Genomic DNA, 24,928 nt, shown 5'->3' with positions numbered 1-24,928 from the left:
TGAAGAGGCCGGTTTAACGGTTAATTTACCACGCTGCGCCAGAACGATCCCCTGAATTGACCGAACCGGGGGCATTATTGCCATGGATACCTTGAGGGGCAGCTTCGGAGCGCTTGATCAAGAGCGCGACTACGATGCGGGCGAAGACGACTTCGACCGCGAAGCCCCGCCGGCCTCGATCGGCACCGACGAACGGCGCATGCAGGTTCGTGCGTACAACTATTGGGCCGGCATGCTGGAGGACCGCAACTTCCCGGCGATCGACGACCTCGACCTGCAAGACCTGCCCGATTTCGGCCCCTATAGCGTGCTGCTCGACTTTACCGCGGGAATCGAGAACCCCGGCATCGCCTATCTCGGGTCCGAGCTCGCCCAGGAATGCGAAGTCACGCTGCAGGACCTGCAGACGCTGGCCGACGTGCCGGCGCGCTCGCTGCTTAGCCGCATCACCGACCATTACATGCAGATCCTCGCCAATCAGGCGCCCATCGGGTTCGAGGCCGAGTTCGTGAATCAGCGCGGCTCCACGATTCTCTACCGCGGAATCCTGCTGCCGTTCTCGACCGACGACGAAAGAATCGACTTCATCTATGGGGTGATCAACTGGAAGGAACTGGCCGACCAGCACACGTCCGACGAATTGCTGCTCCAGGTCGATCAGGCGCTCGAACAGAAGCCGCAGGGCGCGCCGAGCCGCCTAGATGATACCCCGATGACCGACTGGGCCGACGGCCCGGGTGCCACTGTTGCCAACGACGTCGACGACGGCGAATTCGGCGAAGACGGCGCCCCCTTCGGCGCCAACCTCGGCTTCCACGCCGAGGCCGAAGAAGAAGATGATGATGGGCCGATCGACTACGCTGCCAAGTTCGGCCTCAATTACGACGACGACGAGGACTTCGAAGAAGGCGAAGAGGAGTCGGAGTCCGGCGGTATGCCCCGTCCTTCGTTCGGTTCGCTGACTTCGATCGGCGGCGGACTGCGCAAGGCCGAGCGCACCGCAGTGCTGCCCGAAGTTCCTGCAGACCAGGATTTTTCGGAACCCGGTTTCGACGCGGCCTCTGGCATGGAAGGCGCAGATTTCGCCGAGCCCACGGCAGCCTACGAAGAGCCAGAGCTCGAGCCGATGCAGGTTTATGGCCCGGCTCCCTCCGCCCACGAGCCGGAATATGAACCCGACGAAGGCGACATGGTCGCCGAAATCGGCCTTCCCGATCTCGACCCTGCAAACATGGAACTGGGCGACTGGCTCGCCGCGGCCAGAGAGATGGCAGCGGCCGCGCGGACCAGCGAGGACCGCACCCGCAGCGCGCTCTACGAAGCGATCGGCCGGGCTTACGATTTCTCGCTCGCCGCCTCCGAAGAGCCCGAGAATTTCGACGAATTGCTAGTCGATTCCGGCCTCACGGTGCAGGATCGCGCGCCGATGACGCCGATCATCAAGCTCGTCTTCGGCGCCGATTACGACAAGACCCGCGTGACCGAATACGCCGCCGCGCTGAGCCACGCTCACCGCCTCGAACTGCCGCGCGGCGCGCTCGGCGACTACTTGCGCAACGCCGAAGGCGGACTCAAAGGCGTGGTCCAGGCCGAACGCCGGATGCGCAAGGCGGAAAGCGGCAAGGATCCGGGTGAAGATCCGCGCGAAGCGCTCGCGGCGAAGCTTCGCGAGCTGCCGGCTATCGATCTCGCCGACCTCGACCCGAGCGGCGCCGAATTCGCCCTGGTGATGATTCGCCGCAGCGAAGATCGAGGCATCGAATTGGTCGGCGAAGTGCCGGACGACACTAGCCTGCTCGAACGCGCGGCGAAGAAGCTCATCGGCTGACCTCGCTTTCGCAAAGTGATGCGGGACCGCCGTTTCCTGCACCACAGGGAGCGCGGCACACTTCGCCGCTCTCAAGACGGCGCCATCTTGCACCTGGCTTGCGCAGCAACGATGCTCGCGTGTAGCGCGGCCGGCATGTCCGTGCGCCTTGCTGCGTCCCTCACCCTCGGCCTCGTCGCCGTCGCCGCATTGGGGGCCGCCGCGACCTACGCCTGGGCGGTGCGCAACCAGTCGGTAGCCACGCTCGACTGGATCGACTCCCGCTTTGCCCGCCCGGTCGCGACCTTGCCGCCGGTGCGCCGATCCTATGGCGACGATCCCCAACAGATCGTTGCGGTCTATCGCCCGGCCGGCGTGGCCAATCCGCCGCTCGTGATCTTCATCCACGGCGGCGGCTGGCAGAACGGCAGCCCCGCGGACTACGGCTTCGTCGCCCGTGCCTTTGCTCAAGGCGGCTATGCCACCGCGCTGGTCGGCTATCGCCTGGGCGATGCCGGCCGCTTCCCGGCCATGCTCGAGGACAGCGCCGCGGCTGTGCGCTGGTTGCTCGACCACGCCAGCGAACTGGGAGTTTCGACCGAGACCCTGTTGTTGTCGGGCCATTCCGCCGGAGCCTATAACGCCGTCATGCTCGCGCTCGACCGCCAGTGGCTCGGCCGCGAGGGCGTGCCCGATGACATCGTAAAGGGCGTCGCGGCCCTGGCCGGGCCCTACGACTTCTATCCGTGGGACAGCGACTATTCGCGCGCGGCTTTCGGCGGCTGGAGCGACCCGCGGCAGACCCAGCCGATCGCCTTCGCGCGCGGCGACGCGCCGCCGTTGCTGCTCGTCACCGGCGACGCCGACGAGACGGTCAGGCCGCGCAATTCGCAGGTCCTGGCTGCCCGCCAGGCCGAACTCGGGGCGCGGGCCGAGATACGTGTCCTGCCTGGCTTCAGCCATGCGGGCACGCTGACCCACCTGGCCCGTCCGTTCGACCGCGACCGCCGCGAAATTGATGCGGTGATGACGTTTTTCGATTCGATCGCTCTCAACCCCGCTTCAGCGGCGGTTCAGGCCGCTGTGTCTTAGCCGAAAGCCGACATGCGCTTCCTCGCCAGACTGCTCGCCTGCCTCGCCGCTGCAACGATGCTATTGGCGCAACCGGCGGCGGCGCAATCGATCCTCCGCGATTCCGAGACCGAGGCGCTGCTGCAGGACATGGTCAACCCGCTGGTCGTGGCGGCGGGGATGCCGAAGGGCTCGGTCGAGGTCGTGTTGATCAACGATCCCACGCTCAACGCCTTCGTCGCCGGAGGACAGCGGATCTACGTCCATTCGGGCCTGATCAACGCAGCGGACAGCGCCAACGAGGTGCAAGGCGTGCTGGCGCACGAACTCGGCCATATTATCGGCGGCCACGTCATTCGCTTCGACGAGGGCCTCAGCAAGGCGACCAGTATCTCGATCCTCTCGCTGCTGGTCGGCATCGCGGCCGCCGCGGCGGGTGCGGGCGATGCCGCCATGGGCGCGTTGGCGATGGGCCAGCAGGCGGCGTACGGCTCGCTGCTCACCTTCAGCCGTGCGCAGGAGTCGACCGCCGACGCAGCCAGCGTCCGACTGCTCAAATGCGCCGGGATCAGCGGCCGGGGCGCGGTGAATTTCTTCCGCAAGCTGCAAAGCCTGGAATTCCGCCACGGCTACAGCCAAAAAGACGACGCGGCCTTTACGCGTACCCACCCGCTGACCGGTGATCGCATCGCCCGGCTCGAGGATGATCTCAAGGTCGATCCTGCCTGGAACGATGCGCCGCCTGTGGACCTCGAAGCCAACGTCGAAATTCCGGCGCCGAGCGAGCCCGTACCGCCGCCCCCGACCGACCTGGATCTCGGCTCCTGCCCCGCCGTATCGCAGAAGGCAGCCGACATCGAACCCCGCTTCCAGCGGGTCAAGGCGAAGCTCTACGGCTATCTGGCCAAGCCGGGTGATACGCTGCGCAGCTATCCGACCTACGTGAACACCGTCCCGGCGCACTACGCGCGGGCTTACGCCTATCACAAGGAAGCCAAGCTCGACGACGCCATCCGCGAAACCGACGCGCTGCTCGCCAGCGACCCGGGCGATCCCTATTTCCTCGAGCTCAAGGGCCAGGTCCTGCTCGAATCCGGGCATCCCGACCAAGCTCTGGAGCCGCTGCGCGAAGCGACCCAATTGACCGCCAACGATCCTCTGATCGCCGGGACCTTCGGCCATGCGCTGGTCGCGACCGAGGACCCAAAGCATTACGACGAAGCAGAAAACGTCCTGCGCGCCGCCGTGGCCAAGGACCGCGAAAATCCTTTCGCCTGGTACAATCTGGGCATGGTCTATGGGGCCAAGGGCGACATCCCCCGGGCGCGCCTGGCCAGTTCCGAACAGCAGGTCATGACCGGGGCATCGGCCGAAGCGCTGCGCAACGCGGAGGCGGCGGAAGCGGGTCTTGAGGAGGGCTCGCCCGACTGGCTTCGTGCCCAGGACGTTGCCATGCAGGCCCGCGCACAGCTTGAACGCGAGAAGGACCGCAAGTAAGCCCTTGGCCATGCGCTGGCTTCTTACCTTCGTGATTGCGCTCGTCGGCGGCTTCGCCGGAGCTGCGGTGTGGTCCTATGCCGGCTTCGGCGACGAGGCCACGCGGACCTACCTGATGGCGAACCCCGAAGTCCTGCCCAAGGCGATGGAGGAGCTCAACCGGCGCCAACAATCGGTCCGCATCGGTTCCTTACGCGCCGAGCTCGAACTTCCCTTCCCCGGGGCCGTCTTGGGCAATCCCGAGGGCAAGGTCACCGTGGTCGAGTTCAGCGACTATGCTTGCGGGTACTGCCGCATGAGTGTCGCCGACGTGAAGCGGCTCGTGAAGGAGAACCCGGACTTGCGTGTGGTGATGCGCGAGTATCCGATTCTCCGCCCGGAGAGCGTCGACGCCGCGCGCATGGCCCTGGCGGCGGCGGAGCAGGGCAAGTACGCCGCGTTCCACGATGCGATGTACGCCATCGGGACGCCGGACGCGAAAACCATCGCCGAAGCGGCGAAGCGCGCTGGGCTGGACATGGACAAGGCCAGGGCGGCCATCGGCAGCGGCAAGTTCGATCCGTTCCTGCAATCGAATCACCAGCTGGCTTCACAAATCGGCATCAGCGGAACGCCCGGCTGGGTGATCGGCGACCAGGTAATCGACGGCGCGGTGGGCCACGAGGCTTTGGCCAGCGCGATTGCGGAGGCGCGCCAGTCCTGAACGCGCTCGGCACCTTCTTGCGGCGCAGGCCGCGCAAGCGCCCGGCGGAAAGCGCCCCCGCCGGATGGTCCCACACGAAACCCATGTTGCCGGTGAAGCCGACCCCGTTCTTCGCCGACAAGAATCGCGCCTTCTGGAATCTCCAGCTGGGAGGCTGGCTCGGTGCGATGATGCTTCGCACGATGATCATCCTGACCAACGAGCAGCCTTCCGGCCTGCTGCTGATCGTGTTGGTGGAAATGATGACCGGCTTCTCGATCAGCCTCGTCCTGGCGGTGATCTACCACCAACTGATCAACCGAACGGCACTGGTCACCTGGGGGGTGACCGCGCTCGTCCTGACCGCGGCCGTCACGCTCTATGCGTCGATCGATTCGTGGCTGCAGGGAATCTATTACGCGAACATCCGCGAGACGAGCTTCGCCCAGCGCTTCGTCGCCCTGATCTTCCTCGACGGCTCGCTGCTCGGTGCCTGGTCGGCGCTCTATTACGCGATCAACTTCTTCCTCCAGGTCGAAGAACAGGCCGACCGCCTCGAACGGCTCGAAGCCCAGGCGACGAGCGCGCAGCTGGCCATGCTGCGCTACCAGCTCAACCCGCACTTCCTGTTCAACACACTCAATTCGATCAGCACGCTGGTGCTGCTCAAGCAGACCGAACCCGCCAATGCCATGCTTACCCGGCTCTCCGGATTCCTGCGCCACACGCTGATCAGCGAGCCCGGGGCCAAGGTCTCGGTGGCACAGGAGGTCGAGACGCTGAAGCTCTACCTCGATATCGAACGCATGCGCTTCGAGGACCGTTTGCGCACGGTGTTCAGCATCGATCCCGCTGCCGCCGAAGCCACGATCCCGAGCTTCCTGCTCCAGCCGCTGGTCGAAAACGCCATCAAGTATGCCGTCAGCCCGCAAGAAGAAGGGGCCCGCATCAGCCTGTCGGCGCAACTGGTCGGGCAACGCCTTCGCCTGACCGTATCCGACACCGGGCCGGGATTGCACGGCGGGCGGGCGCGGACGACATTTCCATCCGGATTCGCCGGCGCGGGCCGCACCGTTTCGACCGGCGTTGGTCTCGCCAATATCCGCGATCGCCTTGCGCAAGCTTACGGGGAGGACCACCTGTTCGAGATTCGCACCCCGGCTGACGGCGGTTTCACGGTGATCATCGAGATCCCCTACCAGCGTCTCGCCGACCACGCCGAGGGCCCGAAACCGATTCCGGCCTCGACAGTTAATAGCCCGCCTGCCTCGCGGGCCCTGGGATTTGATACATGACCATTCGAACAATCATCGTCGACGACGAAAAGCTGGCCATTCAGGGCCTGCAACTCCGGCTCGAGAAGTTCAGCGACGTCGAAATCATCGATACTTGCGCCAACGGGCGCGAGGCCATTCGCAAGATCAAGACCGAAAAGCCCGACCTCGTTTTCCTCGACGTGCAGATGCCGGGTTTCGACGGCTTCTCGGTGGTCAAGGGCGTGATGGAGATCGACCCGCCGCTGTTCGTCTTCGTGACTGCTTACGAGGAGCACGCCATCCGCGCCTTCGAAGCCAACGCCGTCAACTACCTGATGAAACCGGTCGACGAGGACAAGCTCGCCGACACGCTTGAGCGAGTACGCACGCGGCTGAGCGAGAAGCGTTCGGCCGAAGAGGCGGAGAAGCTCAAGGACGTCCTCGCCGAAGTCGCCCCTGACGCCATCGAGAACATGGCCGGCGACGAGGAAAGCAGCGGACGTTACGAAAGGCTCATCAACGTCAAGGACCGCGGGCAGATCTTCCGCGTCGACGTCGACACGATCGAGCATATCGAGGCCGCCGGCGACTATATGTGCATCTACACCGGCGACAATTCGCTGATCCTGCGCGAAACGATGAAGGACCTCGAGCGCCGGCTCGACCCGCGCGTGTTCCAGCGCGTCCACCGTTCGACCATCGTCAACCTCGACCAGGTTCGCCAGGTCAAACCGCACACCAACGGCGAGTGCTTCCTGGTGCTCGACAGCGGCGCCGAAGTGAAAGTGAGCCGGTCCTATCGCGACGTCGTGGCGCGGTTCGTGCACTGATTCGCCTTGCGAACGCGAATCCGCGCGTCCGTCCTCGCTAGACAGGCAGCAAGCTGCCCCCCGCTGCGGGCGGGCTATTTGAGCCAAGCGCCCTTGCGGACCCTGCGGGTCCGTTTAGGAACCTGCGCATGACTTTCACGCTCCCCGGCTTCGATCTCGAAGCATTCGTTCGCGCCGCGCTCGACGAGGATCTTGGCGTCGGGCTGCCCGGCGGCGGGCATGACGTCACGGCGGAGAGCGTCATTCCGGCCGAAGCGCGGTTTTCAGGTGTGATGGACAGCCGCGACGCCATCGTTGTGGCCGGCTTGCCGATCGCCGCCGCGTTCTTCCGCACGCTCGACTCGGCCATGAACGTTGAGCTGCTGGTCGAGGACGGCGAGGAAGTCGAGCCCGGCGCCGACCTGATGCGGCTGACGGGCAACGCCCGCGCCATGCTGACCGCCGAGCGCAGCGCGCTCAACACCGTGCAGCATCTCTCGGGCATCGCGACGATGACCCGCGAATATGTCCGCGCCATGGGCAAGACAAGCGCGGTGCTGCTCGATACGCGCAAGACCATTCCCGGTCTGCGGCATCTCGAGAAATACGCCACCCGGCAGGGCGGTGCTCAGAACCACCGGATGGGGCTATGGGACGCGGCCATGATCAAGGACAATCACATCCTTGTCGCCGGCAGCGCCGACGAGGCCGTGCGGCGCGCGCGCGATGCCGGAGTTGGCCAGGTCATCTGCGAGGTCGACCGGATCGACCAGATCGAGCCTGCGCTGGCCGCCGGGGCGAGCCACCTGCTGCTCGACAACATGCCGCCCGAAACGCTGCGCAAGGCGGTCGCACTGGTCGCCGGACGCGTACCGACAGAAGCTTCGGGCGGGGTCACTCTCGCCACGATCGCGGCGATCGCCGCAACCGGAGTCGACTACGTCTCGGTCGGCCGCCTGACGCAAAGCGCGCCGGCAGCCGACATCGGGCTCGATTTCAATCCGCTCTGACGATCCGATTGCCTGCGCCGCCCGCATCCGGCACAAAAGGGGTCTTCCAGGGAGGGAGACGCCATGAAACCCGATTCCATTCGCAAGTTCGACCTGTTCTATCTCGGCTCGCTGGCCATCTCGGCGGCCGGCTTCATCATCGGCTACGACGCCGTTACCGCGCAGATCGCCGGCGAAGGCGCGGCGCAGGGCCTGGCGCTTGGGCCGGGTTGGGCGATCGGCGCCTTCGTCATCGGCATTGCGATCAACCTGCTGCTCTGGTGGCTGACGTCGGCCAAACGCATCGCGATTGCCAAGTGGATCATCGTGTTGTTCTTCCTGCTCGGCCTGTTCAGTTTGCCCGGTACCTTCGCCGGCGGACTGACGATGCTCGAGGTCCTCAGCCTGGTAGCGGTGGCTGCACAGGCCGTGGCAATCTGGTTCCTGTTTCGGCCAGATGCCAAAGCCTGGTTCGCAGGCTCCGAGCCGGCAGACCCGCAAACCTTCGACTGAATGGCTGCGCGCAGCCTGCTGGCGCTGGCCATCGTTTGCGCGCCCGCCCCCGCCGCCGCGCAAGCGTATCAATGCCGGATCCCCCGGGGGGCGATCGAACTGTCCGCGCCTGAAAGCGGCGCAGAGGTGCACGCGCCTGTGACCGGCTACACCTTGGCGGCAAGCTGGTCGCCGGAATACTGCCGCACGCGCGCCGGCTCGCCCGCCGACTCCCGTCAGTGTTCTGGGCGGCAAGGCCGGTTCGGCATGATTCTGCACGGCCTGTGGCCGGAGGGAGCGCGCCGTTCGCCGCAATGGTGCCGATCTGCGCGACCGATCCGCGCGGCTGACCTGCGGCAAAACCTCTGCGCCACGCCCTCGGCGCAGCTGCTGGGCCACGAATGGGCGCGCCACGGCAGCTGCATGACGCAGAGTCCCGCCGCCTATTTCGCGATCCAGCGCGTGCTCTGGGCGAATGTCCGCTGGCCCGACTTCGACCGCGTGTCGCGTGTCGACGGTCTGAACGCTGGCGACCTTCGGAAGGCGATTGCCGATGCCAACCCGCGCTGGAAGGCTGCGCAGATCGGCGTCGTGCTCAACCCGCGCGGCTGGCTGGAGGGCGTCCGGCTTTGCTACGATCGCGAATTTCGGGCCGCGGCTTGCCCGGAATGGGAGCGCGGAGCGGAAGACGGGGCCGCGGTCTCGATCTGGCGCGGATTGTAGTCGCTCTAGCGGCGCGCAGCGAAAAACCCCCGCAGCAGCGCCGCAGCCGCGTTTTCGCCGATGCCGGAATAGACCTCGGGACGATGCAGACATTGCGCCTGCTCGAACACACGCGCTCCGTGTTCGACCGCCCCGCCCTTCGGATCCGCCGCAGCGTAGTAGAGTTTGTCGATCCGGGCATGGGCGATAGCCCCCGCGCACATCGCGCACGGTTCGAGCGTCACCCACAACTCGCACCCTTCCAGGCGCTCGGCCCCGAGCGCCTGCGCCGCCCGCCGAATCGCCAGGATTTCGGCATGCGCGGTTGGATCGGACAACCCGCGCGGCGCGTTGTGCCCCTCCCCGACAATCTGGCCCGAGCGCACCACCACCGCGCCGACCGGCACTTCACCTGCCGCAGCGGCGGCCTCTGCGAGGGCCAGCGCACGCTGCATCGGTGGAGGGAGCGGCCAGCGGGTCATCGCCCCCTCGCTAAACCGCCGCCGACGGGCCGGCAATGGCGCGCGAATGCTTGACGATTCGCAGGGGTGCGGCTATGCGCGCCGCTTTCCCGGACACCATCCGATTTACGAGTAGAGACTAATCATGTCGCGCATCTGCGAATTGACCGGCAAGGGCCGCCAGGTTGGCCACAACGTGAGCCACGCCAACAACAAGACCAAGCGGGTGTTTCTGCCCAACCTGCAGAACGTCACGCTGATGAGCGAGAAGCTCGATCGCAGCTACAAGTTCCGCGTCTCGACGCAGGGGCTGCGATCGGTCGAACATAATGGCGGCCTCGACAACTGGCTGCTTAAGACCAGCGACGAAAAGCTCAGCGCCCGCGCGCTGAAGGTTAAGCGCGAGCTCAAAAAGGCTGGCGAAGCCGCCTGACCAGCCGGCTTCGGCCGAGCTGTGAAACAAGGCCTCCCGTCCTCCGGGGCGGGCGGCCTTTTTGCATGGGCGCATCGCTGCGAGTCGGACGCCAAAACTATTCCACAGACCTGCTTGTCGAGATGCTCCCTCATTGACCTTTAGCGAGCGGGTTTTACATGGCGATGAAGTGGCAACAATTGCGCATACCCAGGCCTACGAGGCTCTGGCTCGCCTGAAAGACGGTAACCGGGACGGCGCACAGGAATGCCTCGCGCGAGCTCTTTCACTCGGTTCTTCTGAGGGAGAGTTCTGGAAGAGCATTTCTGCATTGGCGTCCCGAATCGGCGAGATCGACATGGCGATCGAGGCCGCACGTCGCTTCAGCCGCACTACACCTATGCTGCTGAGCCGGTATCTTTTCTATTGGGGCGAGTTGACAAAAGCAGGGCGGGAAGACCTGGCAGTCGCGGAGATCGAGCGGATGGAGTCGCAGGTGCGCGAACATCCCGCGGTCCTGCACTTTTGCGGCCAAACGGCTGCGCAACTCGGAGATTTCGACAAAGCTCGCGGTCTTTATCACCGTGCCTTGTCGAGTGGCGGAAGCGCTCCGCTGATCTGGTTTGCCCTGTCGGCAGTGTCGAATTTCAAAGACTCGCCCGAGCTTTTCGACGCCATGCTCACGGCATCGCGCCATATGGGCAGCGCCGACGCGAACGCAGGGAGCCGCTTTCAGTACGCACTCGGCCGAGCATATCACGACCTGGGAGAGTTCGAAGCCGCCATGCGTCACTACACTGCGGGGGCGGATCTGCGACGAAAGGGGGAACGGTACGAAAGGGCGCAGATGGAGGCATTTGTGGAACGCCTGGTGCGCGACTTCACACCTGAAAACATGGCAAAGCTCAAGCCGCCGCAGCGGCCCCACAAGCGCGCGATCTTCGTCAATGGCCTTCCGCGCAGTGGGACTACGTTGACCGAACAGGTTCTAACTGCGCACGACGCAGTGTCCGATGGCGGTGAAGTCAATCTCCTGGCTCCTGCTTTGATACCGACTCTCGGGCAGACGCTAGAGGGGGCGTTTGCTTACCAGGCAAGCGGCGAACCCGACCCGTGGGGGCGGGTAGCGGCAACCTATTCGAGACTAATGGACATGCGCTTCGGCGCAAACACGCTGGTCGTCGACAAGACCCTGCTTCATTCCCACCAGATGGGCTTCATACTGCACGCGCTCCCGCGTTGCCCCATAGTCTGGCTAAGGCGCGATGCTGCGGACGTGGCGCTTTCCTGCTTCCGAAACTACTTCAGCTCTCCGATGACGTGGTCCTGGTCGCTCGCGGACATAGGGCATTTCATGCGGCTGGAAGATCGCCTGTTCGCCCATTGGCAGGAGCACTTCGGTGAGCAGATCATGGTCGTACAATATGAGGAATTCGTGGCAAATCCGACCGCCACGATAGATCGCCTCCTGGTACACGCGGGCCTGCCGCCGCAACCGGGATTAGACCAGGCGCACCTATCCAAACGGAAGGTGCGCACTGCCAGTATGGTGCAAGTCCGCCAGCCCATCGTGACCGGCCGGATAGGACTTTCGAGGCGATATGAGCGCTGGATGGGCGAATTCTATCAAACCTATGAAGGCCGTTGAACCAGCCTGATTTGCCTGCGGGCAGGTCGCCCTCGTCATTCGGTAAGTGGGCTTCCGACTTGGCCCCACAGCACCAAAAAGAAGGGCGGTCCTCCCGGACCGCCCTTCCAGCGAACTCTCAGGCTTTTTATCTTAGAAGGTAATGTCCAGCCCAAACCTGACCGAACGCGGTGACTGGTAGGACGCGGGCCGGCCGAACTCCGGATCGGGAGCGAAGCTGGAATTCAGATCCCCGGTCTCGTTGCGGTATGTGACCGCCTGCGAGTTGAAGACGTTGAAGACGTCGGCGCGGAACGTAAGTTCCTGCCCCGTCGGCACGTTGATCTTGTAACGCGCTGACAGGTTCGTCTGCTCCAACCAGTTCGTCGTGGTCGCCGTTCCACGGGGCGAAAGCTTGCCCCCGCAATAGTGGACGTAGCCGGTACCGTAGTTCTGGGCAAAGTTCACTGTTGGATAGGCGCCGAAGCAGCTCAGGTGCCGCGGCGACTGGATCGAGATGTTAGCGCCGAGGATGAGCGAATCCGTCAACCCGTAGGCGCCGTAAAGCGCGATCCGATGGCGACGATCATTCGGCAGATAGCCGTATGAGCCTTCGGTGAACCCGGGGAAGTCGAAGTCGATCGTTGCGCCGGCATCGTCCTGTCCGATGTCCGACTGCACGAAGCCTTCCGAATTACCCTTGCTCTTCGACCAGGTGTAGTTGCCTCCTAGACTCCAGCGCCCATCCCAAGGCTTGTCCACGGTCAGCGAAACCGCGTCATACTTGCGGGTAGCTTTCGGATATCCGGTAAGCTTAGCGGGGATCGTGATCTCCGTGTCGCCCAAAGTTGGACCCCAAAACGGATCGGCGATCACCGTGACGTCTTCGCCCGGGTTGATGATTGCGAACTGCTCGCTTCCGGTCACGGACGAGGCGGCCGGACAATCGGTGATGTTGTTGGCATCGCAATAGTTCAGGATCGCCGTAGCGAGGCTGGCATCCTCGCTCGTATGATCGAGGTTACGATGCGTGTAGCTTATTCCGACCTTTACTGGGCCGACATTCTGCTCGTAACCGACGATCCACTCCGATTCACGCGTCGCCTTCAGATCCTGGCCGATGTAATACTTCGGATCCTTAACCGAGCCATCTCCCGTTACGGCGCAGCGCGTTCCGCTGGAGAACGGCGAGCCGGTGATGTTGAAGGGACAGGTCTTCGAATAATCAGGGTCGTCGATCTGACCGGAGAGAATCGGAAGGCCGTTGGCGTCCAGCCCCGAGAAGCTGAATTGTTCGCGGATGTAGTATTCCGCACCCGCAGCACGGTACGCCGTGTTGCTGGCCAGCGGCAGGAAGTACTGCCCATAAGTTGCGTAGACGCGACCGTTCGATTCCGGGAACAGTTCGTAGGTCAGACCCAGACGGGGGGCGTAGTTCTTCTTGTTTTCAAGGAACACGGTGCCGTCCGGCTTGTTGACCTGGAAATCATCGCGACGCACACCCAGGTTTACGGTCAGCCGATCGGTCACCTGCCATTCGTCCTCGAGATAGAACGCCTGGTTGGTCGAAGTGAAGGTACCACCTGTGTTGTAGTAGTTCACTTCCACCTGGTGCTGACCGTTCTGGTCAGGGTTGGCGATATAGACCACGCCTGCCCCGCCGTTGCCAGCATCGAACGCCGTCTGGGTAATGTACCCGTTCGCCAGTTCGAATGGGCCGCCGGTCCGGACCGTATTGTGAGCGAGAGTGTTGTCTTCCTTATCGAAGCCGCCACGAACATGGTGATCGCCGAACAGACTGAAAAGGACGTCGGCATCAGCCCGATAGAACTTGCGTTCCGTAGTGTAGGGGAATTCCGCCGAACTTGCCCGTTGTGGGGTGAAATAACCGCGATCAGGAACACCGAACAGAGTGCCGCCCGAAACGTTGCGGAAGTACGGATTGTTGGACGCGGTATCGATGCCCTCGCTGTCGAAGCGATCGCGCATCCGACCGTATGCAGCAGACAGGGTGAGCCAGTTGGTGAACTGTCCCGTGTACTTGCCCACGAAGTTCACACCACCGGCATTATATTCGCGCGTCGAGGTAACGGCGCCAAGCGAGGCGACTCCCTCGGGGCTCTCCTGATACCGGTATACCTGGCGGGTTGTGGTCCGGCGGGTGTCGAACAGCGTGAATTCGAGGTGCTGACTGTCGATCGGGAAAGCATCTACCTTGATCGCATAGAACGGATCGTTCGAACGATCGCGATTGGTCGAGCGACCCGAACGGCTCGTCGTGTAGACATCGCTGTTGCGATATTCGAGGAGACCGTAGACGAACAGTCGATCGCGAATGATCGGCATGCCGAGCTCGGCGATCGCAGAATAGTCACTGCCGCGGCGGGAGTCGAATGCGCGATTCGTGGTCTTGTAGCCGTCGTTGAGCGTGAGATCCTTGCCCGCCGAAGTGGCCCAGGTTGGGGTCCAGTTGAGATGGAGCGCAGCAGTGAACTCATTTGAGCCCGACTTCGACACGGCGTTGACGATGCCGCCGGTGGCACGGCCGAATTCCGCCGGATAGCCGCCCGACTTCACTTCGACCGAGCGGTAAAATTCAAACGGCACCCGCGATGAACCGACGTAGTTGTCGAAGTTCGTGATGTTGAGTCCGTTGATATAATAGGCGTTTTCCGCGACCGATGAGCCGCCGATCGACGCGAGGTTGCCGAAGGCAGTGTCGCCCTTGGTAGTGCCCGGCGCCAGCAGTACGACAGACGTGAGATCGCGGCTGATCGGAACGGTCTTGGTCAGCTCGGCTACGTCGACGTTCACGCCCGTCGTAGTGCCCGTGAAGGGTTGCTGAATCTGCGCCGCGGTGACGACAATCTCATTTCCGCCGACAGCGGCGACGGTGATCGGAAGCGAAGCCGTTTGACCGGCGAGTACGCTCACGTCGGTAGCGGTGAAATTGGCGGTGTTGGCCGATTCAACCTTAATGCTGTAGGATCCGGTGGGCAGGCCGCCGAAGCGGAAGTTCCCGTTGGGGCCCGTGGAGCTCGTGCGGCTGAAGCCCTGATCAGTCGAGGTCAGGGTGACGGTAGCGCCCGTGACCGGGTTGCCCGATTCGTCCGTGACGGTGCCGGTGACAGCGCCGGCCGTGTAGTCCTGCGCTGCAGCCGGAGTGGCCAGAGCGAGAGCGCCGACACCGATGCCGGCGACGGAGAGGGCTTGCAGGCAGCTAGCGCCGCACAGAGCCGATTTCTTGAGGAATGATTTCACGTTCCAGTCCCTTTTTTCCAAAGGCCGCCGCCGGAACTGCGACGATACCTTGAGCATTTCCGAACAGTGGCCTCGCCGGCCCCATCCGCGCGCTTCGGGCACGCGAATCCCAATCGGAAAATGATGCGGTGCAATGGGAGAACTTGGGGGCGCGGGTCAAAGCTCTTGTCCGCCGCCGGGGACATTGGTTTTCAGCTGTAACCAAATTGCCACACGGGGCTGTGAGCCGACCAACGACACTCAGAAATCGACGAATTCCGCGGGTTTTGCAACAATGTTTCAAATGCAACCGCAGGAAGCGTTGCAAAATTGCACCGCAGGTCGATGACGCAGAAACTTTATGCTTGGATGACTCGCGGCTCAATCGCCGCGCGCGACGAAAAGCAGCGGATCCAGCCTCGCATCCCGCCATTTGAGCGACCAGTGCAGATGCGGCCCGGTCGCCCGCCCCGTCATGCCGATGTTACCGAGGTACTGACCCTGACGAACCACGTCGCCGACTTTTACGGCAAGCTTCGAGGAATGCAGGAAGGCGCTGTTAAGCCCGTCGCCGTGATCGATGATCAGGAGATTGCCCTCGAGCGAAAACGGGGTCTGCGCGGCCAGCACCACGACGCCGTCGGCCGGGGCAACGTAGGGCGTGCCGCTTTCCCCGGTCGCGATATCGAGGCCCGAGTGGTAGCTGCCCGCTTCGCCGCCGCGATAGATCCGCTGCGAGCCGAAGCGGCCCGAGATTCGCCCCTTGACCGGCCAGATGAAATCCTGTCGCCAGCCGCCGATATCGTGGTCTTCGGCCCGCGCCGCCGCGATCTGCGCCAGTTCGGGCTCGCGGATCTTCCAGAACTCCGCAGTCGTGCGGCCCTGGGTGCGCGCGACATTGACGTGTTCGATATCCCAGTCGCGTGGGCTGACCGTGAGCGGGCTCCTGACCGTGCGCCCGTCGGACAGCGTGGCCGTCAGCATCGCCGCGGGCCCCGCGTCGCGGTCGAAGGCGGCGAAGAAGCGCCCGGCCGGGTCGAGCTCCAGGATCTCGTCGCCGAGACGGGCCGTAACGGTCCCGGCGGGCGCCTGGCCGCGCAGCCAGCCGCCTTGGGTCAGCTCGCCGGAGTACACGAAAGTGGTCGGGCCGGTCGGAGAAGGCGCGGGCGCAGGCTTTGGCGGGGTCCGGGTCGGCTGGACGACTGCGACCGGACTCGGAGTCGGCGCCGAAGGGGGAGCGGTATCGCCCGGACCGACGCAGCCGGCCAACGCGACGCCGATTGAGGTGAGCAATGCGAACCGAAGCGTTCGGACCAGCAATTTCAATCGCCGCCCGCCAGCCGCTGCGTGGCGATGGCGGCGCCGGCGTAGGCCTCCTGCCGCTCGACCGACCAGTAGCGCAGCTCTTCGAGCGGAACGGATTCGCCAGTCACAGCGCAAGAGACGAAATGGCCGGGCTTGACCACGCGGAAGCCGTTCGGCCCGTAAATCAGCGTGGCGGGGGTCTGTCGCGAATTCATCAGCATGGATGCGGCCTTAGCAACGGTGTGTCACTCGAACAAATCGTCTTGTGCGGGACGTTTGACTGGCGCGACGGGCCGAGGCTTGCGCTTCGGTTCCCCATAGGGTGTAACGTCGAGCGATCCGTCGCGGAATTCGAGCGTGAGAATCGATTGCGCCGCCGCCACCGCGCGTGAGGATACGACGGGGTGGCCCCTGGCGCTGACCAGCGCATAGCCGCGTTCGAGCGGGGCCTTCGGGTCGAGCGAGCGCCGCAGCCGATCGAGCGCCGCGAGCCGCTGGCCGCGCTCGGCCAGCGGGCGCGCCACGAGCCCGGGCAGGAGGCGCACGCGGCCCAGCGTTTGGCGGGCGTTGCGCAGGTTCGTCCGCAGCAGCGCGCCCGACAGCCGGTGACGATCGTCGAGCAGTTGGCGCTGCGCCTTCGCCGCCCGGTCGCTGAGACCGCGGCGCAGGCGTTCGGCAAGGTCGTCCAGCGACTGCGCTTTCGCCGCGGCAAGCGCCTCGGGCTGCGGCAAGCGCCCCGCGCGCGCCTCTAGCCGCTCGCGTCCGAGCGCGACCGGGCGCAGCGCGCACTTGCGCTGGCGCAGGCCCAATTCATCGAGCGTCGCAGCAAGGTCCCGCAGCACCGGCACGGCGATCTCGGCGGCGGCCGTCGGCGTGGGTGCGCGGCGGTCGGCGGCATGGTCGGCCAGCGTGGTGTCGGTTTCGTGGCCCACGGCGCTGATCACTGGGATCGGCGATTCGGCGATCGCCCGAACCACTATTTCCTCGTTGAAGCTCCATAGGTCCTCGATCGAGCCGCCGCCGCGCGCCACGATCAGCAGGTCAGGGCGCGGCATCGCGCCGTCCTCGTCCAGTCCGCCGAAACCGCGCACCGCAGCGGCAACCTGCTCGGCCGAGCCCTGGCCCTGGACCAGCACCGGCCAGACCAGCACGCGGCTCGGGAAGCGGTCCGCCAGCCGGTGCAGGATGTCGCGGATGACCGCGCCCGTCGGCGAGGTGACCACGCCGATAACTCGCGGGATGAACGGCAGCGACCGCTTGCGCTCGGGAGCGAACAGACCCTCTGCGGCGAGCCGCTGGCGGGTCTTCTCGAGCAAAGCGAGCAGCGCGCCCTCGCCGGCGATCTCCATCCGCTCGATGACGATCTGGTACTTCGATCGTCCGGGATAGGTCGTCAGTTTGCCCGAGGCGACGACTTCGATCCCGTCCTCGGCCCGGAAACCGAGCCGTTCGGCATTGCCGCGCCACATGACCCCGTCGATGACCGCGCCCTCGTCCTTCAGGCAGCAGTAGAAGTGCCCGGAAGCGGCTCGCTTCACTCCCGAGAGCTCGCCCCGCAGCTTCACGAAGCCGAAGCGGTCCTCCACGGTGCGCTTGAGCAGGTTGGAAATCTCGGTGATGGAGAGCGGAGCGGCGTTGTCCCCGGCGGCGCCCTTGGCTACCAGCCCGGCAGCGGACAGGGCGTCGTCGAAAGAAGGGCCGGGCATGAATATCCTCTTGCTGGGAGCGGGCGGGCGCGAACATGCGCTGGCGTGGAAGCTGGCGCAATCCCGCTTCATCGCGGACGAGGGTGGTACCCTTTATGCCGCGCCGGGCAACCCCGGGATCGGCCAATGCACCACACTGGTCTCGCTCGACGCCGGCGACCACGCCACGGTGATCGCCTGGTGCGAAGCCCACAGCGTCGATTTCGTCGTGGTGGGGCCCGAGGCGCCGCTGGTCGACGGCCTCGCCGACAGCTTGCGCGGCGCCGGCATTGCGGTGTTCGGGCCGAGCAAGGCCGCCGCCCAGCTCGAAGGCAGCAAGGGCTTCACGAAGGACTTGTGCGAGCGCGCCGGCATTCCCACCGCGGGCTATGTCCGCGCCTCCTCGCTGGCCGAGGCCACTGCGGCGCTCGACCGCTTCGCGCCCCCCCACGTGCTCAAGGCCGACGGCCTTGCGGCGGGCAAGGGCGTGGTCATCGCCGAGACGCGCGAAGATGCGGATGAAGCGCTTCAAGAGATGTTCGGCGGGGTGTTCGGCGCGGCGGGAACAGAGGTCGTGCTCGAGGAATTCATGGAAGGCGAGGAAGCGAGCTTCTTCGCGCTGACCGACGGAGCGACAATCGTGCCGTTCGGCACCGCCCAGGACCACAAGCGCGTCGGCGAAGGCGACACCGGGCCGAACACCGGCGGGATGGGCGCCTACAGCCCGGCCCGCGTGCTGGATCCGGTGCTGCGGGGCGACGCAATCGAGCGCATCATCGCTCCGACGGTGCGGCAGATGGCCGAGGAGGGGATGCCCTATTCGGGCGTGCTCTACGCCGGCCTGATGCTGACCCCCGAAGGACCCAAGCTGGTCGAATACAATTGCCGCTTCGGCGACCCGGAGTGCCAGGTGCTGATGATGCGGCTCGAGAGCGACCTCGGCGAATATCTCTACGCAGCGGCCACCGGCAGCCTCGCTTCGCTGCCACCGCCGCGGTTTTCCGCGGATGTCGCGATGACGGTGGTGATGGCGGCGAAGGGTTACCCCGGGACGCCCGAGAAGGGCGGCAAGATCGGTGGAATCGAGCGGGCCGAAGCCGGCGGCGCGAAGGTCTTTCATGCCGGCACTGCGCTCAGGGACGGGCACCTCGTGGCCCATGGCGGGCGGGTGCTCAGCGTGACACAGCGAGGCCAGAGCGTGGCCGAGGCGCAGCACAAGGCCTACCTGGCCGTCGACGAAATCGACTTTCCCACCGGCTTCTGCCGCCGCGACATCGGCTGGCGCGAGATCGCGCGAGAAAGCGCCTGATCAGAGGCCGAGCGCATCGCGCATCGCCCACAGCGGGAGGTGCGGGCGGGCGAGCGCCTGATTGACCGCGTAAGGCCACCAGCCGGGCCCGAACGGGAGGTAGAGCCGAACCGGCACGCCGAGCCTTCTGGCAATCGCCACGGTGCGCCGCCGCGGCAGCCCGCGCAGCTGCTCGAGCTCGCATGGCGTCCCGGCCGCCGCGAGGATGGTCAGCGCTGCTTCGGCCAGCGCCGGGTCGTGCGTCGCGATTCCGACCGGGCCGGCGCGGCCGGCGAGGCTTTCGGTCAGGGCCAGATAGGCGGCAAAGGGGTCGGGAACGTCGGCCGACGGGTCGGCCCATTCGCCCTTGACCAAGCGAATGCGGCACGGCCCATTGCGCAAGGCCCGGGCATCGGCCGGACTGCGGTGCCAGCGCGCGGGAAGCGCCACGCCGGCGGCGAATTCCCGTCCCAGCGCGAGGATGTCGTCGGCCCAGGCCGGGGCCATGGCATCGAAGCTCAGCGGCACTCCGCTCGCCGCGATGGCGGAAATGGACGCGGGGTCGAAGCCGAGCGCGTTGGCCTTTATCGCGATGCGGGTGTCGATCGCAGCGGCAGCCAGCCCCGCGGCCAGATCGCGCCAGATGGCGGCGACTTCCGCCGCGCTTTCGCGGCTGGCGTGGAAATAGCCCGCCGTGGTGCGAACGCCGCGCCCACCCACGCCGGCGATGTGCCGCACCGCGGCATCGATGTCGAGGCGGGGCGCCGCGGTCTCGACCAGCTCGGGCAGCGCATAGCGCGCGCGGCGCAGGCGCTCGCGCAGCGCCAGGTTCATCGCCGCACCCGGGCCAGCCGCCGCCACGTCCAGCGAGCGCTGTCGGCGGCGAACGCGGCGGCGCCGGCCGGGCCGAAGGGGTAGGTCCTGAGCTGCACGCAGGGATGCGCCTCGCGCGTCCACAGGTCGGCGATCCAGCTCTCCGCGTCGCCCATCAGCTCGAAGCGCTTGATCCCGCGCCGCGCCGCATCGCCGAGCGCGTGAAGCATGAGCAGCGTGCCGGGCGAGCAGCGGCCGAAGCGTTCGTCGAACCCGATCTTGTAGAGCCAGTGCCGCCCGCCCAGCTCGACCGCGAGGTGCATTGCAGCGATCCGCCCGCCGAGCCTGAGAAAGGAGATGCGGCAGTTCCAGTTCTCGCTCGCCGCCTTGAGATAGGCGCGGAAGAAGGCCTCCTTGCGCGGGTCGCAGGCAATCGCCGAGCCGGCGGCGCGTTTCCAGCCGGCGGCCTCGACCGCGATGGCGGCATCGAAGGCCGCGTCGAAATCTCCAGGGGTCGGCGTGAGGATCTCGAACGTCGCCTCGCCGAATTCGGCGGCGCGGCGCGCAGCGCGGCGAAAGTCCGAGCGGCGGCGCGCGCTGAAATGGCTTTCCGGTTCGCCCCAGCTCTCGTCCAGCGCGATCGTCGGGCACGGCGGCGCCGGACGTATATCGACCAGCCCCCGCCCGCGCATCGCTTCGCGCAGCTCCGGAACGAAGGCCGAGCTGGCCGGCACCCGCGCCATGATCAGCGGACGCCGCTCGCGCGCGACCAGAGTGGCAAGACGATGTGCCGCGACCGAATCGCGCGCCAGGACATCGCCCGGTTCGAACACCTCGTCGTCGCCCGCCAGCCGCCAGCGGGAAAAGGCGCGGCGCGAGCGGGCGAGCGGCAGCACCGCCTCGAAGCGCCCCTCGCTCTCGACCTGGAACAGCGCCAGTTCGTCGCCGGCGAGCAGCGTCGGACGCAAGGCGGCGACGAAATCGGGGTGCTGGGTCGGCAGCGTGGCGCGGCTCTCGAGATGGCGCCAGGCGCGCTGGTGCGCCGTGGCGCCTTCCGCGGTGTTCAAGTCGAACACCGGAATGTGGATTGCGGAGAATTCCATTCGTTGCCCCTCGGCCGGGCATTAGGAGGATTTTCCTAAGAAACTTCCAATCCGTGCGCCGGGATATGGCGGCGCACCAGCCAGCCCGCGGTGGTCGCGACGATCGCGGCCGCGGCGAGCACGCCGAACAGCACCGAAGCCGAACCGTCCGCGAAATCGAGCAGGTATCCGCCCGCGAAACTCATCGCGATCCCGCCGATCCGCCCGCTCGTCATGCCCAGCCCGATCCCGCCGGCGCGAACCTCGGGCGGGTAGAGCAGCGCAGCCATGGCGTAGAGCGTGGTGATCCCGACGCTGGCGGCGAAACCGACCGAGGCGGCGAGCGCATCGATCGCCGCGCGGGCCCCCGGTGCGGCGTCGAGCGTGACGCCGAACGATACGAGAAGGACCGCGGTGAGCACCGCACTGCCCAGCATGACCCGCCGCGAGCCCTGCGCCCGGGCCAGCCATCCGGCGGCAAAAGCCCCGAGGATCGAGCAGGCATTGAACGCGAAGCTCGCCGCCAGGGCCTGTTCGAGCGTGAATCCGGCCGCGGTGAGAAACGAGGGCATCCAGGCATTGAGACCGTAGCTGATCGCGATCAGCGCGGCGAAACTGAGCCCCACGCCGATATTGAGCCGGGCGAACGGGGCCGAGAGCAAGCTTCGCGCGCCGACCGCGGACCGCGCTTCGTGGGCCGGATTGCGCAGGACACCGACAAGCACGGCGCCGAGGGCAACCGCGGCGATTCCCAGCGAGAGGAAAACCCCGCGCCAGCCGAGCGACGGCAGCAGGGCGGGCAGCGCGGCCGCGCCGATCATCCCGCCCGCCGGCGTCCCGACCGAGAGCAAGGCCACGACGTAGGTCCTGAAGCGCAGCGGCATCCATTCGCAGGCCAGCGCGAGCGCATTGGGGCCCGCCGCGCCGAAGCCGATACCGCCGAGGACGCGCAGCGCAGCGAGCGGAGCAATCTCGCCGGTCCGGCTCACCGCCATCGTGGCGCACCCGAACAGAATCACGGACAGGGCGAGCGCCCGCACGCGGCCGATCCGGTCGCCCAGCCATCCGCCCCCCGCGGCGCCGAAGGCCATGCCGAACAGCGCGGCGGCCATCGCAGTGCCGAAATCGGCCCGCGCGACGGCCCATTCGGCCATGATCAGCGGCGCGGTGAGGGCGAGCAACTGGTAGTCGAGCCCGTCGATCACGAGCGCGGCGAGACACAGCGCCACCGTCACGAGCCCCCATACTTGTACGAGGGCTGGCAGCGCCGCCCGGCTGTCGGCGGTCAAGCTACTCGGCCGCCTTGGCCGGCGGAGTCTTCCACGCCCGATCCTCGCCGACCCAGGGAACCTGGCCCTTGATCCACAGGTCGACATCGACGCTGGCGAAGCGCCATTCGCCGTCTGTTTCTCTTACCGCCAGCGTGTCCCAGGTGCCCATGCCGAAGACCCGGTTTTCGAAGGTCTCGACGTCGTGCTGCAGGATCGACCAGAAGGCCTTGATCCGCACCCCGTTCTCTCCCTTCGGGCTCATCAGCACGGCCGAGAAGCGGTGCTGGCGGCCGAGATAGTGATTGGGCTTGTCGTACCACAGCGAGTCGGTCGCCCGCTTGAGCCCTTCGCGCCCGACACACTGCCCCTGGGGCCAGTGGCGCAGCCAGCCGTCCTCGGCGAAGGTCGCCGCGTAGCCTTCGAAATCGCCCGTATCGAGCGCCCAGCAATAGCGCGCCATCAGCTCGTCGATAGCGACGCGATCCTCGAGCGAAACCTTCCCCGCCATGCCACTCTCCCTTCGGCCGCAGAATGGCCCGCTGCGCCGCCGGCGGCAAGGGGGCGCGTCAGCCGCGCACCTGGGCGCGCTGCGGCACGAGCCAGACGAGCGCCACGATCGCACCGCCGAGCACCAGCGATGCCGCCAGCCGGCTCAGTTCGAGCCCGCCATGAGCCACCGGCTTGTCGAGGAAATCGCCGACGACCGCGCCCAGCGGGCGGGTGAGAATGAACGCCGCCCAGAACAGCGCCACGCGGTTCGCGCGGGTGAAGAAATAGGCCGCGGCGACGAGCGCCAGCGCCCCGCCGAATATTTCCGCCGCGCCGAGGTAGCCGAGCGGCCCGTCGGCCACCCAGTCGCCAAGCGCGGTGCCGAGCGTCTGGGAGAAGGTGATGGTCAGCCAGTAGTAGAGCTCGGCCCTGGGTTCGTGCACCGAGCGGACCGAGATCGTGCCGAGCGCGCGGTGCCAGGTAAGCAGCGAAGCCGCCACGAGGCCAAGCAGGAGCAACGAACCGCCGGGGTAGCCGACGCCGAGCGACCGCGTGGCGAAGTCGGCCAGCGTCGTACCGGCGGTGGTCGAGACGATGATCGTCGCCCAGTAGAGATAGGGGTGGAAGCGCCGGGCCCGGACTTGCAGCCAGACGAGCAGAGCGAGCAAGCCGCCGAACAGCGCGGTGCCGACGAGGTAGCCGTTGAGGCCCGACCGGCCGGCAGCCGCCGTCGTTTCGCCGAGCCAGCTCATGCTGACGGTGTCGCCCATCGTCTCGCCGAAGGTGGTGGCGAGGATCTTGATGACCCAGAAGCCCAGCGTCACCGCGGGGACCTTGGTCAGCGCGGCATCGCGCGGCGCGGCCGCATCCCGTGTCTGTCCCATCGCGGGTGAGACGCCGCCGGCCGCGCCCGACCCCAGTCCTAGCCGAGCTTTTCCGCCATCAGCGCGGCGAGGTCGACTTCGGAACGGGCGCCGTAGTGGCTGATGATCTCGGCCGCGGCGATGGCCCCGCGGCGCAAGCTGCGCTCGAGCGGTTCGCCGTTGACGTGGCCGTAGAGGAAGCCGGCGGCGAAAAGGTCGCCGGCGCCGGTGGTGTCGACCACTTCGGTCGGCTCCGCCGCGACCTCGGCGCGCTCTCCGCCCGAGACGGCGACGGCGCCCTTCTCGCTGCGGGTCACGACGAGCACCGGGACCTTGCCCTCGAGCGCTGCAATGCCGGCCTCGAAATCGTCTTCGCCGGTCAGCGCGGCGAGTTCGACGTGATTGGCGAAGAGGATGTCGATCAGGCCGCCCTCGATGAGCTGGCGGAAATCGTCGCCGTGACGGCTGATTACGAAAGCGTCGGAGAGCGTGAAGGCGACCTCGCGCCCGGCATTGCGGGCGGTCTCGATGGCCCGGCGCATCGCGGCGCGAGGCTCTTCGGGATCCCACAGATACCCTTCGAGGTAGAGCACCCGCGCCCCGCCGATCGCCTCTTCGTCGAGCGCCGAGGCGGGCAGGTACTGCGAGGCGCCGAGGAAGGTGTTCATCGTGCGCTGCGCGTCGGGGGTAACGAAGATCAGGCAGCGCGCGGTCGGCGGATCGCCGGCGCGCGGGGGGGTGTCGAAATCGATGCCCACCGCTCGGATGTCGTGCGCGAAGACCGCGCCGAGCTGGTCCTGCGCGACCTGGCCGATGAACGCGCACTGCGCGCCCATCGCGGAAAGGCCGGCGAGGGTGTTGGCTGCCGAACCGCCGGAAATTTCGCGTGCCGGCCCCATCGCGTCGTAAAGTTCGTTCGCCCGGTCGGTATCGACCAGCGTCATGCCCCCCTTGTTGAGCCCGAGCTCGTCGATCAGACCATCGTCGCAAGGGGCCATCACGTCGACAATGGCGTTGCCGATGGCGATTACGTCGTAGCGGGGCTGGGTCATGTAGGGTCCTGTCGTTGGTGCAAGCCGCCGCGCCT

Annotated in this window: 23 protein-coding genes; 12 read left to right on the top strand and 11 right to left on the bottom strand. The window is 66.2% G+C overall.

What is annotated here, in order from left to right; genetic code table 11:
• The first annotated feature begins 82 nt into the window (after nucleotides 1-82).
• From Q7I88_RS03530 to Q7I88_RS03490, 9 genes are all read left to right on the top strand, one after another.
• Nucleotides 83-1,828 carry a PAS domain-containing protein gene (locus Q7I88_RS03530; RefSeq protein ID WP_305097655.1) on the top strand — a complete coding sequence of 582 codons (1,746 nt, stop codon included), beginning with the start codon at nucleotides 83-85 and terminating at the stop codon, nucleotides 1,826-1,828.
• A gap of 135 nt (nucleotides 1,829-1,963) precedes the next feature.
• Nucleotides 1,964-2,899: an alpha/beta hydrolase gene (locus Q7I88_RS03525; protein WP_305097654.1), complete on the top strand. Its 936-nt coding sequence runs from the start codon at nucleotides 1,964-1,966 to the stop codon at nucleotides 2,897-2,899.
• A 12-nt stretch (nucleotides 2,900-2,911) separates the two neighbouring features.
• Nucleotides 2,912-4,375: a M48 family metalloprotease gene (locus Q7I88_RS03520; protein WP_305097653.1), complete on the top strand. Its 1,464-nt coding sequence runs from the start codon at nucleotides 2,912-2,914 to the stop codon at nucleotides 4,373-4,375.
• Nucleotides 4,376-4,385: 10 nt separating this feature from the next.
• Nucleotides 4,386-5,078, top strand: a complete 693-nt coding sequence (locus Q7I88_RS03515) for a DsbA family protein (protein ID WP_305097652.1) — start codon at nucleotides 4,386-4,388, stop codon at nucleotides 5,076-5,078.
• Nucleotides 5,079-5,161: 83 nt separating this feature from the next.
• Complete coding sequence (locus Q7I88_RS03510; RefSeq protein ID WP_305097651.1) at nucleotides 5,162-6,352, top strand: sensor histidine kinase; 1,191 nt, start codon at nucleotides 5,162-5,164, stop codon at nucleotides 6,350-6,352.
• The gene (locus Q7I88_RS03505; RefSeq protein WP_305097650.1) at nucleotides 6,349-7,143 is read left to right on the top strand and encodes a LytR/AlgR family response regulator transcription factor; all 795 of its coding nucleotides are present in this window, start codon (nucleotides 6,349-6,351) and stop codon (nucleotides 7,141-7,143) included. Before Q7I88_RS03510 ends, Q7I88_RS03505 begins: the two co-directional genes overlap by 4 nt.
• Before the next feature lie 128 nt (nucleotides 7,144-7,271).
• On the top strand, nucleotides 7,272-8,132 hold the full coding sequence (gene nadC / locus Q7I88_RS03500; protein WP_305097649.1) for a carboxylating nicotinate-nucleotide diphosphorylase: 861 nt from the start codon (nucleotides 7,272-7,274) through the stop codon (nucleotides 8,130-8,132).
• Nucleotides 8,133-8,195: 63 nt separating this feature from the next.
• Nucleotides 8,196-8,624: a hypothetical protein gene (locus Q7I88_RS03495; RefSeq protein ID WP_305097648.1), complete on the top strand. Its 429-nt coding sequence runs from the start codon at nucleotides 8,196-8,198 to the stop codon at nucleotides 8,622-8,624.
• Nucleotides 8,625-9,326 (top strand): ribonuclease T2 family protein, encoded by a 702-nt coding sequence (locus tag Q7I88_RS03490; protein WP_305097647.1) that lies wholly within the window; start codon nucleotides 8,625-8,627, stop codon nucleotides 9,324-9,326.
• 5 nt (nucleotides 9,327-9,331) lie between these two features.
• Here the strand turns inward: Q7I88_RS03490 and Q7I88_RS03485 are convergent, their stop codons facing one another.
• The gene (locus Q7I88_RS03485; RefSeq protein WP_305097646.1) at nucleotides 9,332-9,787 is read right to left on the bottom strand and encodes a nucleoside deaminase; all 456 of its coding nucleotides are present in this window, start codon (nucleotides 9,785-9,787) and stop codon (nucleotides 9,332-9,334) included.
• A gap of 124 nt (nucleotides 9,788-9,911) precedes the next feature.
• Between Q7I88_RS03485 and rpmB the strand changes: the two genes are divergently transcribed.
• Both rpmB and Q7I88_RS03475 read left to right on the top strand, forming a co-directional pair.
• Entirely contained in the window at nucleotides 9,912-10,199 is a 288-nt protein-coding gene (gene rpmB, locus Q7I88_RS03480) for a 50S ribosomal protein L28 (RefSeq protein WP_305097645.1), read from the top strand.
• 133 nt (nucleotides 10,200-10,332) lie between these two features.
• A complete protein-coding gene (locus Q7I88_RS03475; RefSeq protein ID WP_305097644.1) occupies nucleotides 10,333-11,826 on the top strand; it encodes a tetratricopeptide repeat-containing sulfotransferase family protein in 1,494 nt (497 codons plus the stop codon).
• Nucleotides 11,827-11,958: 132 nt separating this feature from the next.
• Here the strand turns inward: Q7I88_RS03475 and Q7I88_RS03470 are convergent, their stop codons facing one another.
• From Q7I88_RS03470 to xseA, 4 genes are all read right to left on the bottom strand, one after another.
• Nucleotides 11,959-15,123 carry a TonB-dependent receptor gene (locus Q7I88_RS03470; protein WP_305097643.1) on the bottom strand — a complete coding sequence of 1,055 codons (3,165 nt, stop codon included), beginning with the start codon at nucleotides 15,121-15,123 and terminating at the stop codon, nucleotides 11,959-11,961.
• A gap of 303 nt (nucleotides 15,124-15,426) precedes the next feature.
• Nucleotides 15,427-16,314 carry a M23 family metallopeptidase gene (locus Q7I88_RS03465; protein ID WP_305097642.1) on the bottom strand — a complete coding sequence of 296 codons (888 nt, stop codon included), beginning with the start codon at nucleotides 16,312-16,314 and terminating at the stop codon, nucleotides 15,427-15,429.
• A 53-nt stretch (nucleotides 16,315-16,367) separates the two neighbouring features.
• Nucleotides 16,368-16,571 carry a DUF2093 domain-containing protein gene (locus tag Q7I88_RS03460; protein ID WP_305097641.1) on the bottom strand — a complete coding sequence of 68 codons (204 nt, stop codon included), beginning with the start codon at nucleotides 16,569-16,571 and terminating at the stop codon, nucleotides 16,368-16,370.
• A gap of 24 nt (nucleotides 16,572-16,595) precedes the next feature.
• The gene (gene xseA / locus Q7I88_RS03455) at nucleotides 16,596-18,056 is read right to left on the bottom strand and encodes an exodeoxyribonuclease VII large subunit (protein ID WP_305097640.1); all 1,461 of its coding nucleotides are present in this window, start codon (nucleotides 18,054-18,056) and stop codon (nucleotides 16,596-16,598) included.
• On the opposite strand from xseA, the gene purD reads away from it, so the two are divergent.
• Nucleotides 18,055-19,344 carry a phosphoribosylamine--glycine ligase gene (gene purD, locus Q7I88_RS03450; RefSeq protein WP_305097639.1) on the top strand — a complete coding sequence of 430 codons (1,290 nt, stop codon included), beginning with the start codon at nucleotides 18,055-18,057 and terminating at the stop codon, nucleotides 19,342-19,344. The genes xseA and purD overlap by 2 nt on opposite strands.
• Here the strand turns inward: purD and Q7I88_RS03445 are convergent, their stop codons facing one another.
• From Q7I88_RS03445 to Q7I88_RS03420, 6 genes are read right to left on the bottom strand one after another with little or no spacing between them, the layout of a single operon-like run.
• A complete protein-coding gene (locus tag Q7I88_RS03445) occupies nucleotides 19,345-20,157 on the bottom strand; it encodes a proline dehydrogenase (protein WP_305097638.1) in 813 nt (270 codons plus the stop codon).
• Nucleotides 20,154-21,239, bottom strand: a complete 1,086-nt coding sequence (locus tag Q7I88_RS03440) for a GNAT family N-acetyltransferase (protein ID WP_305097637.1) — start codon at nucleotides 21,237-21,239, stop codon at nucleotides 20,154-20,156. The genes Q7I88_RS03445 and Q7I88_RS03440 overlap by 4 nt, the downstream gene beginning before the upstream one ends.
• A gap of 35 nt (nucleotides 21,240-21,274) precedes the next feature.
• Complete coding sequence (locus Q7I88_RS03435) at nucleotides 21,275-22,507, bottom strand: MFS transporter (protein ID WP_305097636.1); 1,233 nt, start codon at nucleotides 22,505-22,507, stop codon at nucleotides 21,275-21,277.
• A 1-nt stretch (nucleotide 22,508) separates the two neighbouring features.
• Nucleotides 22,509-22,997 carry a nuclear transport factor 2 family protein gene (locus Q7I88_RS03430; RefSeq protein WP_305097635.1) on the bottom strand — a complete coding sequence of 163 codons (489 nt, stop codon included), beginning with the start codon at nucleotides 22,995-22,997 and terminating at the stop codon, nucleotides 22,509-22,511.
• 58 nt (nucleotides 22,998-23,055) lie between these two features.
• Nucleotides 23,056-23,862 carry a COG4705 family protein gene (locus Q7I88_RS03425; RefSeq protein ID WP_305097634.1) on the bottom strand — a complete coding sequence of 269 codons (807 nt, stop codon included), beginning with the start codon at nucleotides 23,860-23,862 and terminating at the stop codon, nucleotides 23,056-23,058.
• Between the two features lie 38 nt (nucleotides 23,863-23,900).
• Entirely contained in the window at nucleotides 23,901-24,893 is a 993-nt protein-coding gene (locus Q7I88_RS03420) for an adenosine kinase (RefSeq protein WP_305097633.1), read from the bottom strand.
• Nucleotides 24,894-24,928: the final 35 nt, after the last annotated feature.

Origin of the sequence: Croceibacterium aestuarii, from assembly GCF_030657335.1 — a bacterium.
In the GTDB taxonomy this organism is placed as follows: Bacteria; Pseudomonadota; Alphaproteobacteria; order Sphingomonadales; family Sphingomonadaceae; genus Croceibacterium_B; species Croceibacterium_B aestuarii.
The sequence above is the reverse complement of the archived record's forward strand: the minus strand, read 5'-3'. Positions and strand labels throughout refer to the sequence as shown.

Bases quoted from the DNA above. Each gene is read 5' to 3' on its own strand.
- Q7I88_RS03420 (WP_305097633.1), bottom strand. From the start codon at position 24,893: ATGACCCAGCCCCGCTACGACGTAATCGCCATCGGCAACGCCATTGTC.
- Q7I88_RS03505 (WP_305097650.1), top strand. From the start codon at position 6,349: ATGACCATTCGAACAATCATCGTCGACGACGAAAAGCTGGCCATTCAG.
- Q7I88_RS03510 (WP_305097651.1), top strand. From the start codon at position 5,162: ATGTTGCCGGTGAAGCCGACCCCGTTCTTCGCCGACAAGAATCGCGCC.
- xseA (WP_305097640.1), bottom strand. From the start codon at position 18,056: ATGCCCGGCCCTTCTTTCGACGACGCCCTGTCCGCTGCCGGGCTGGTA.
- Q7I88_RS03530 (WP_305097655.1), top strand. From the start codon at position 83: ATGGATACCTTGAGGGGCAGCTTCGGAGCGCTTGATCAAGAGCGCGAC.
- Q7I88_RS03490 (WP_305097647.1), top strand. From the start codon at position 8,625: ATGGCTGCGCGCAGCCTGCTGGCGCTGGCCATCGTTTGCGCGCCCGCC.
- rpmB (WP_305097645.1), top strand. From the start codon at position 9,912: ATGTCGCGCATCTGCGAATTGACCGGCAAGGGCCGCCAGGTTGGCCAC.
- Q7I88_RS03470 (WP_305097643.1), bottom strand. From the start codon at position 15,123: ATGCTCAAGGTATCGTCGCAGTTCCGGCGGCGGCCTTTGGAAAAAAGG.
- purD (WP_305097639.1), top strand. From the start codon at position 18,055: ATGAATATCCTCTTGCTGGGAGCGGGCGGGCGCGAACATGCGCTGGCG.
- Q7I88_RS03515 (WP_305097652.1), top strand. From the start codon at position 4,386: ATGCGCTGGCTTCTTACCTTCGTGATTGCGCTCGTCGGCGGCTTCGCC.
- Q7I88_RS03495 (WP_305097648.1), top strand. From the start codon at position 8,196: ATGAAACCCGATTCCATTCGCAAGTTCGACCTGTTCTATCTCGGCTCG.
- Q7I88_RS03520 (WP_305097653.1), top strand. From the start codon at position 2,912: ATGCGCTTCCTCGCCAGACTGCTCGCCTGCCTCGCCGCTGCAACGATG.
- Q7I88_RS03485 (WP_305097646.1), bottom strand. From the start codon at position 9,787: ATGACCCGCTGGCCGCTCCCTCCACCGATGCAGCGTGCGCTGGCCCTC.
- Q7I88_RS03460 (WP_305097641.1), bottom strand. From the start codon at position 16,571: ATGCTGATGAATTCGCGACAGACCCCCGCCACGCTGATTTACGGGCCG.
- Q7I88_RS03430 (WP_305097635.1), bottom strand. From the start codon at position 22,997: ATGGCGGGGAAGGTTTCGCTCGAGGATCGCGTCGCTATCGACGAGCTG.
- Q7I88_RS03445 (WP_305097638.1), bottom strand. From the start codon at position 20,157: ATGAACCTGGCGCTGCGCGAGCGCCTGCGCCGCGCGCGCTATGCGCTG.
- Q7I88_RS03425 (WP_305097634.1), bottom strand. From the start codon at position 23,862: ATGGGACAGACACGGGATGCGGCCGCGCCGCGCGATGCCGCGCTGACC.
- Q7I88_RS03440 (WP_305097637.1), bottom strand. From the start codon at position 21,239: ATGGAATTCTCCGCAATCCACATTCCGGTGTTCGACTTGAACACCGCG.
- Q7I88_RS03525 (WP_305097654.1), top strand. From the start codon at position 1,964: ATGTCCGTGCGCCTTGCTGCGTCCCTCACCCTCGGCCTCGTCGCCGTC.
- nadC (WP_305097649.1), top strand. From the start codon at position 7,272: ATGACTTTCACGCTCCCCGGCTTCGATCTCGAAGCATTCGTTCGCGCC.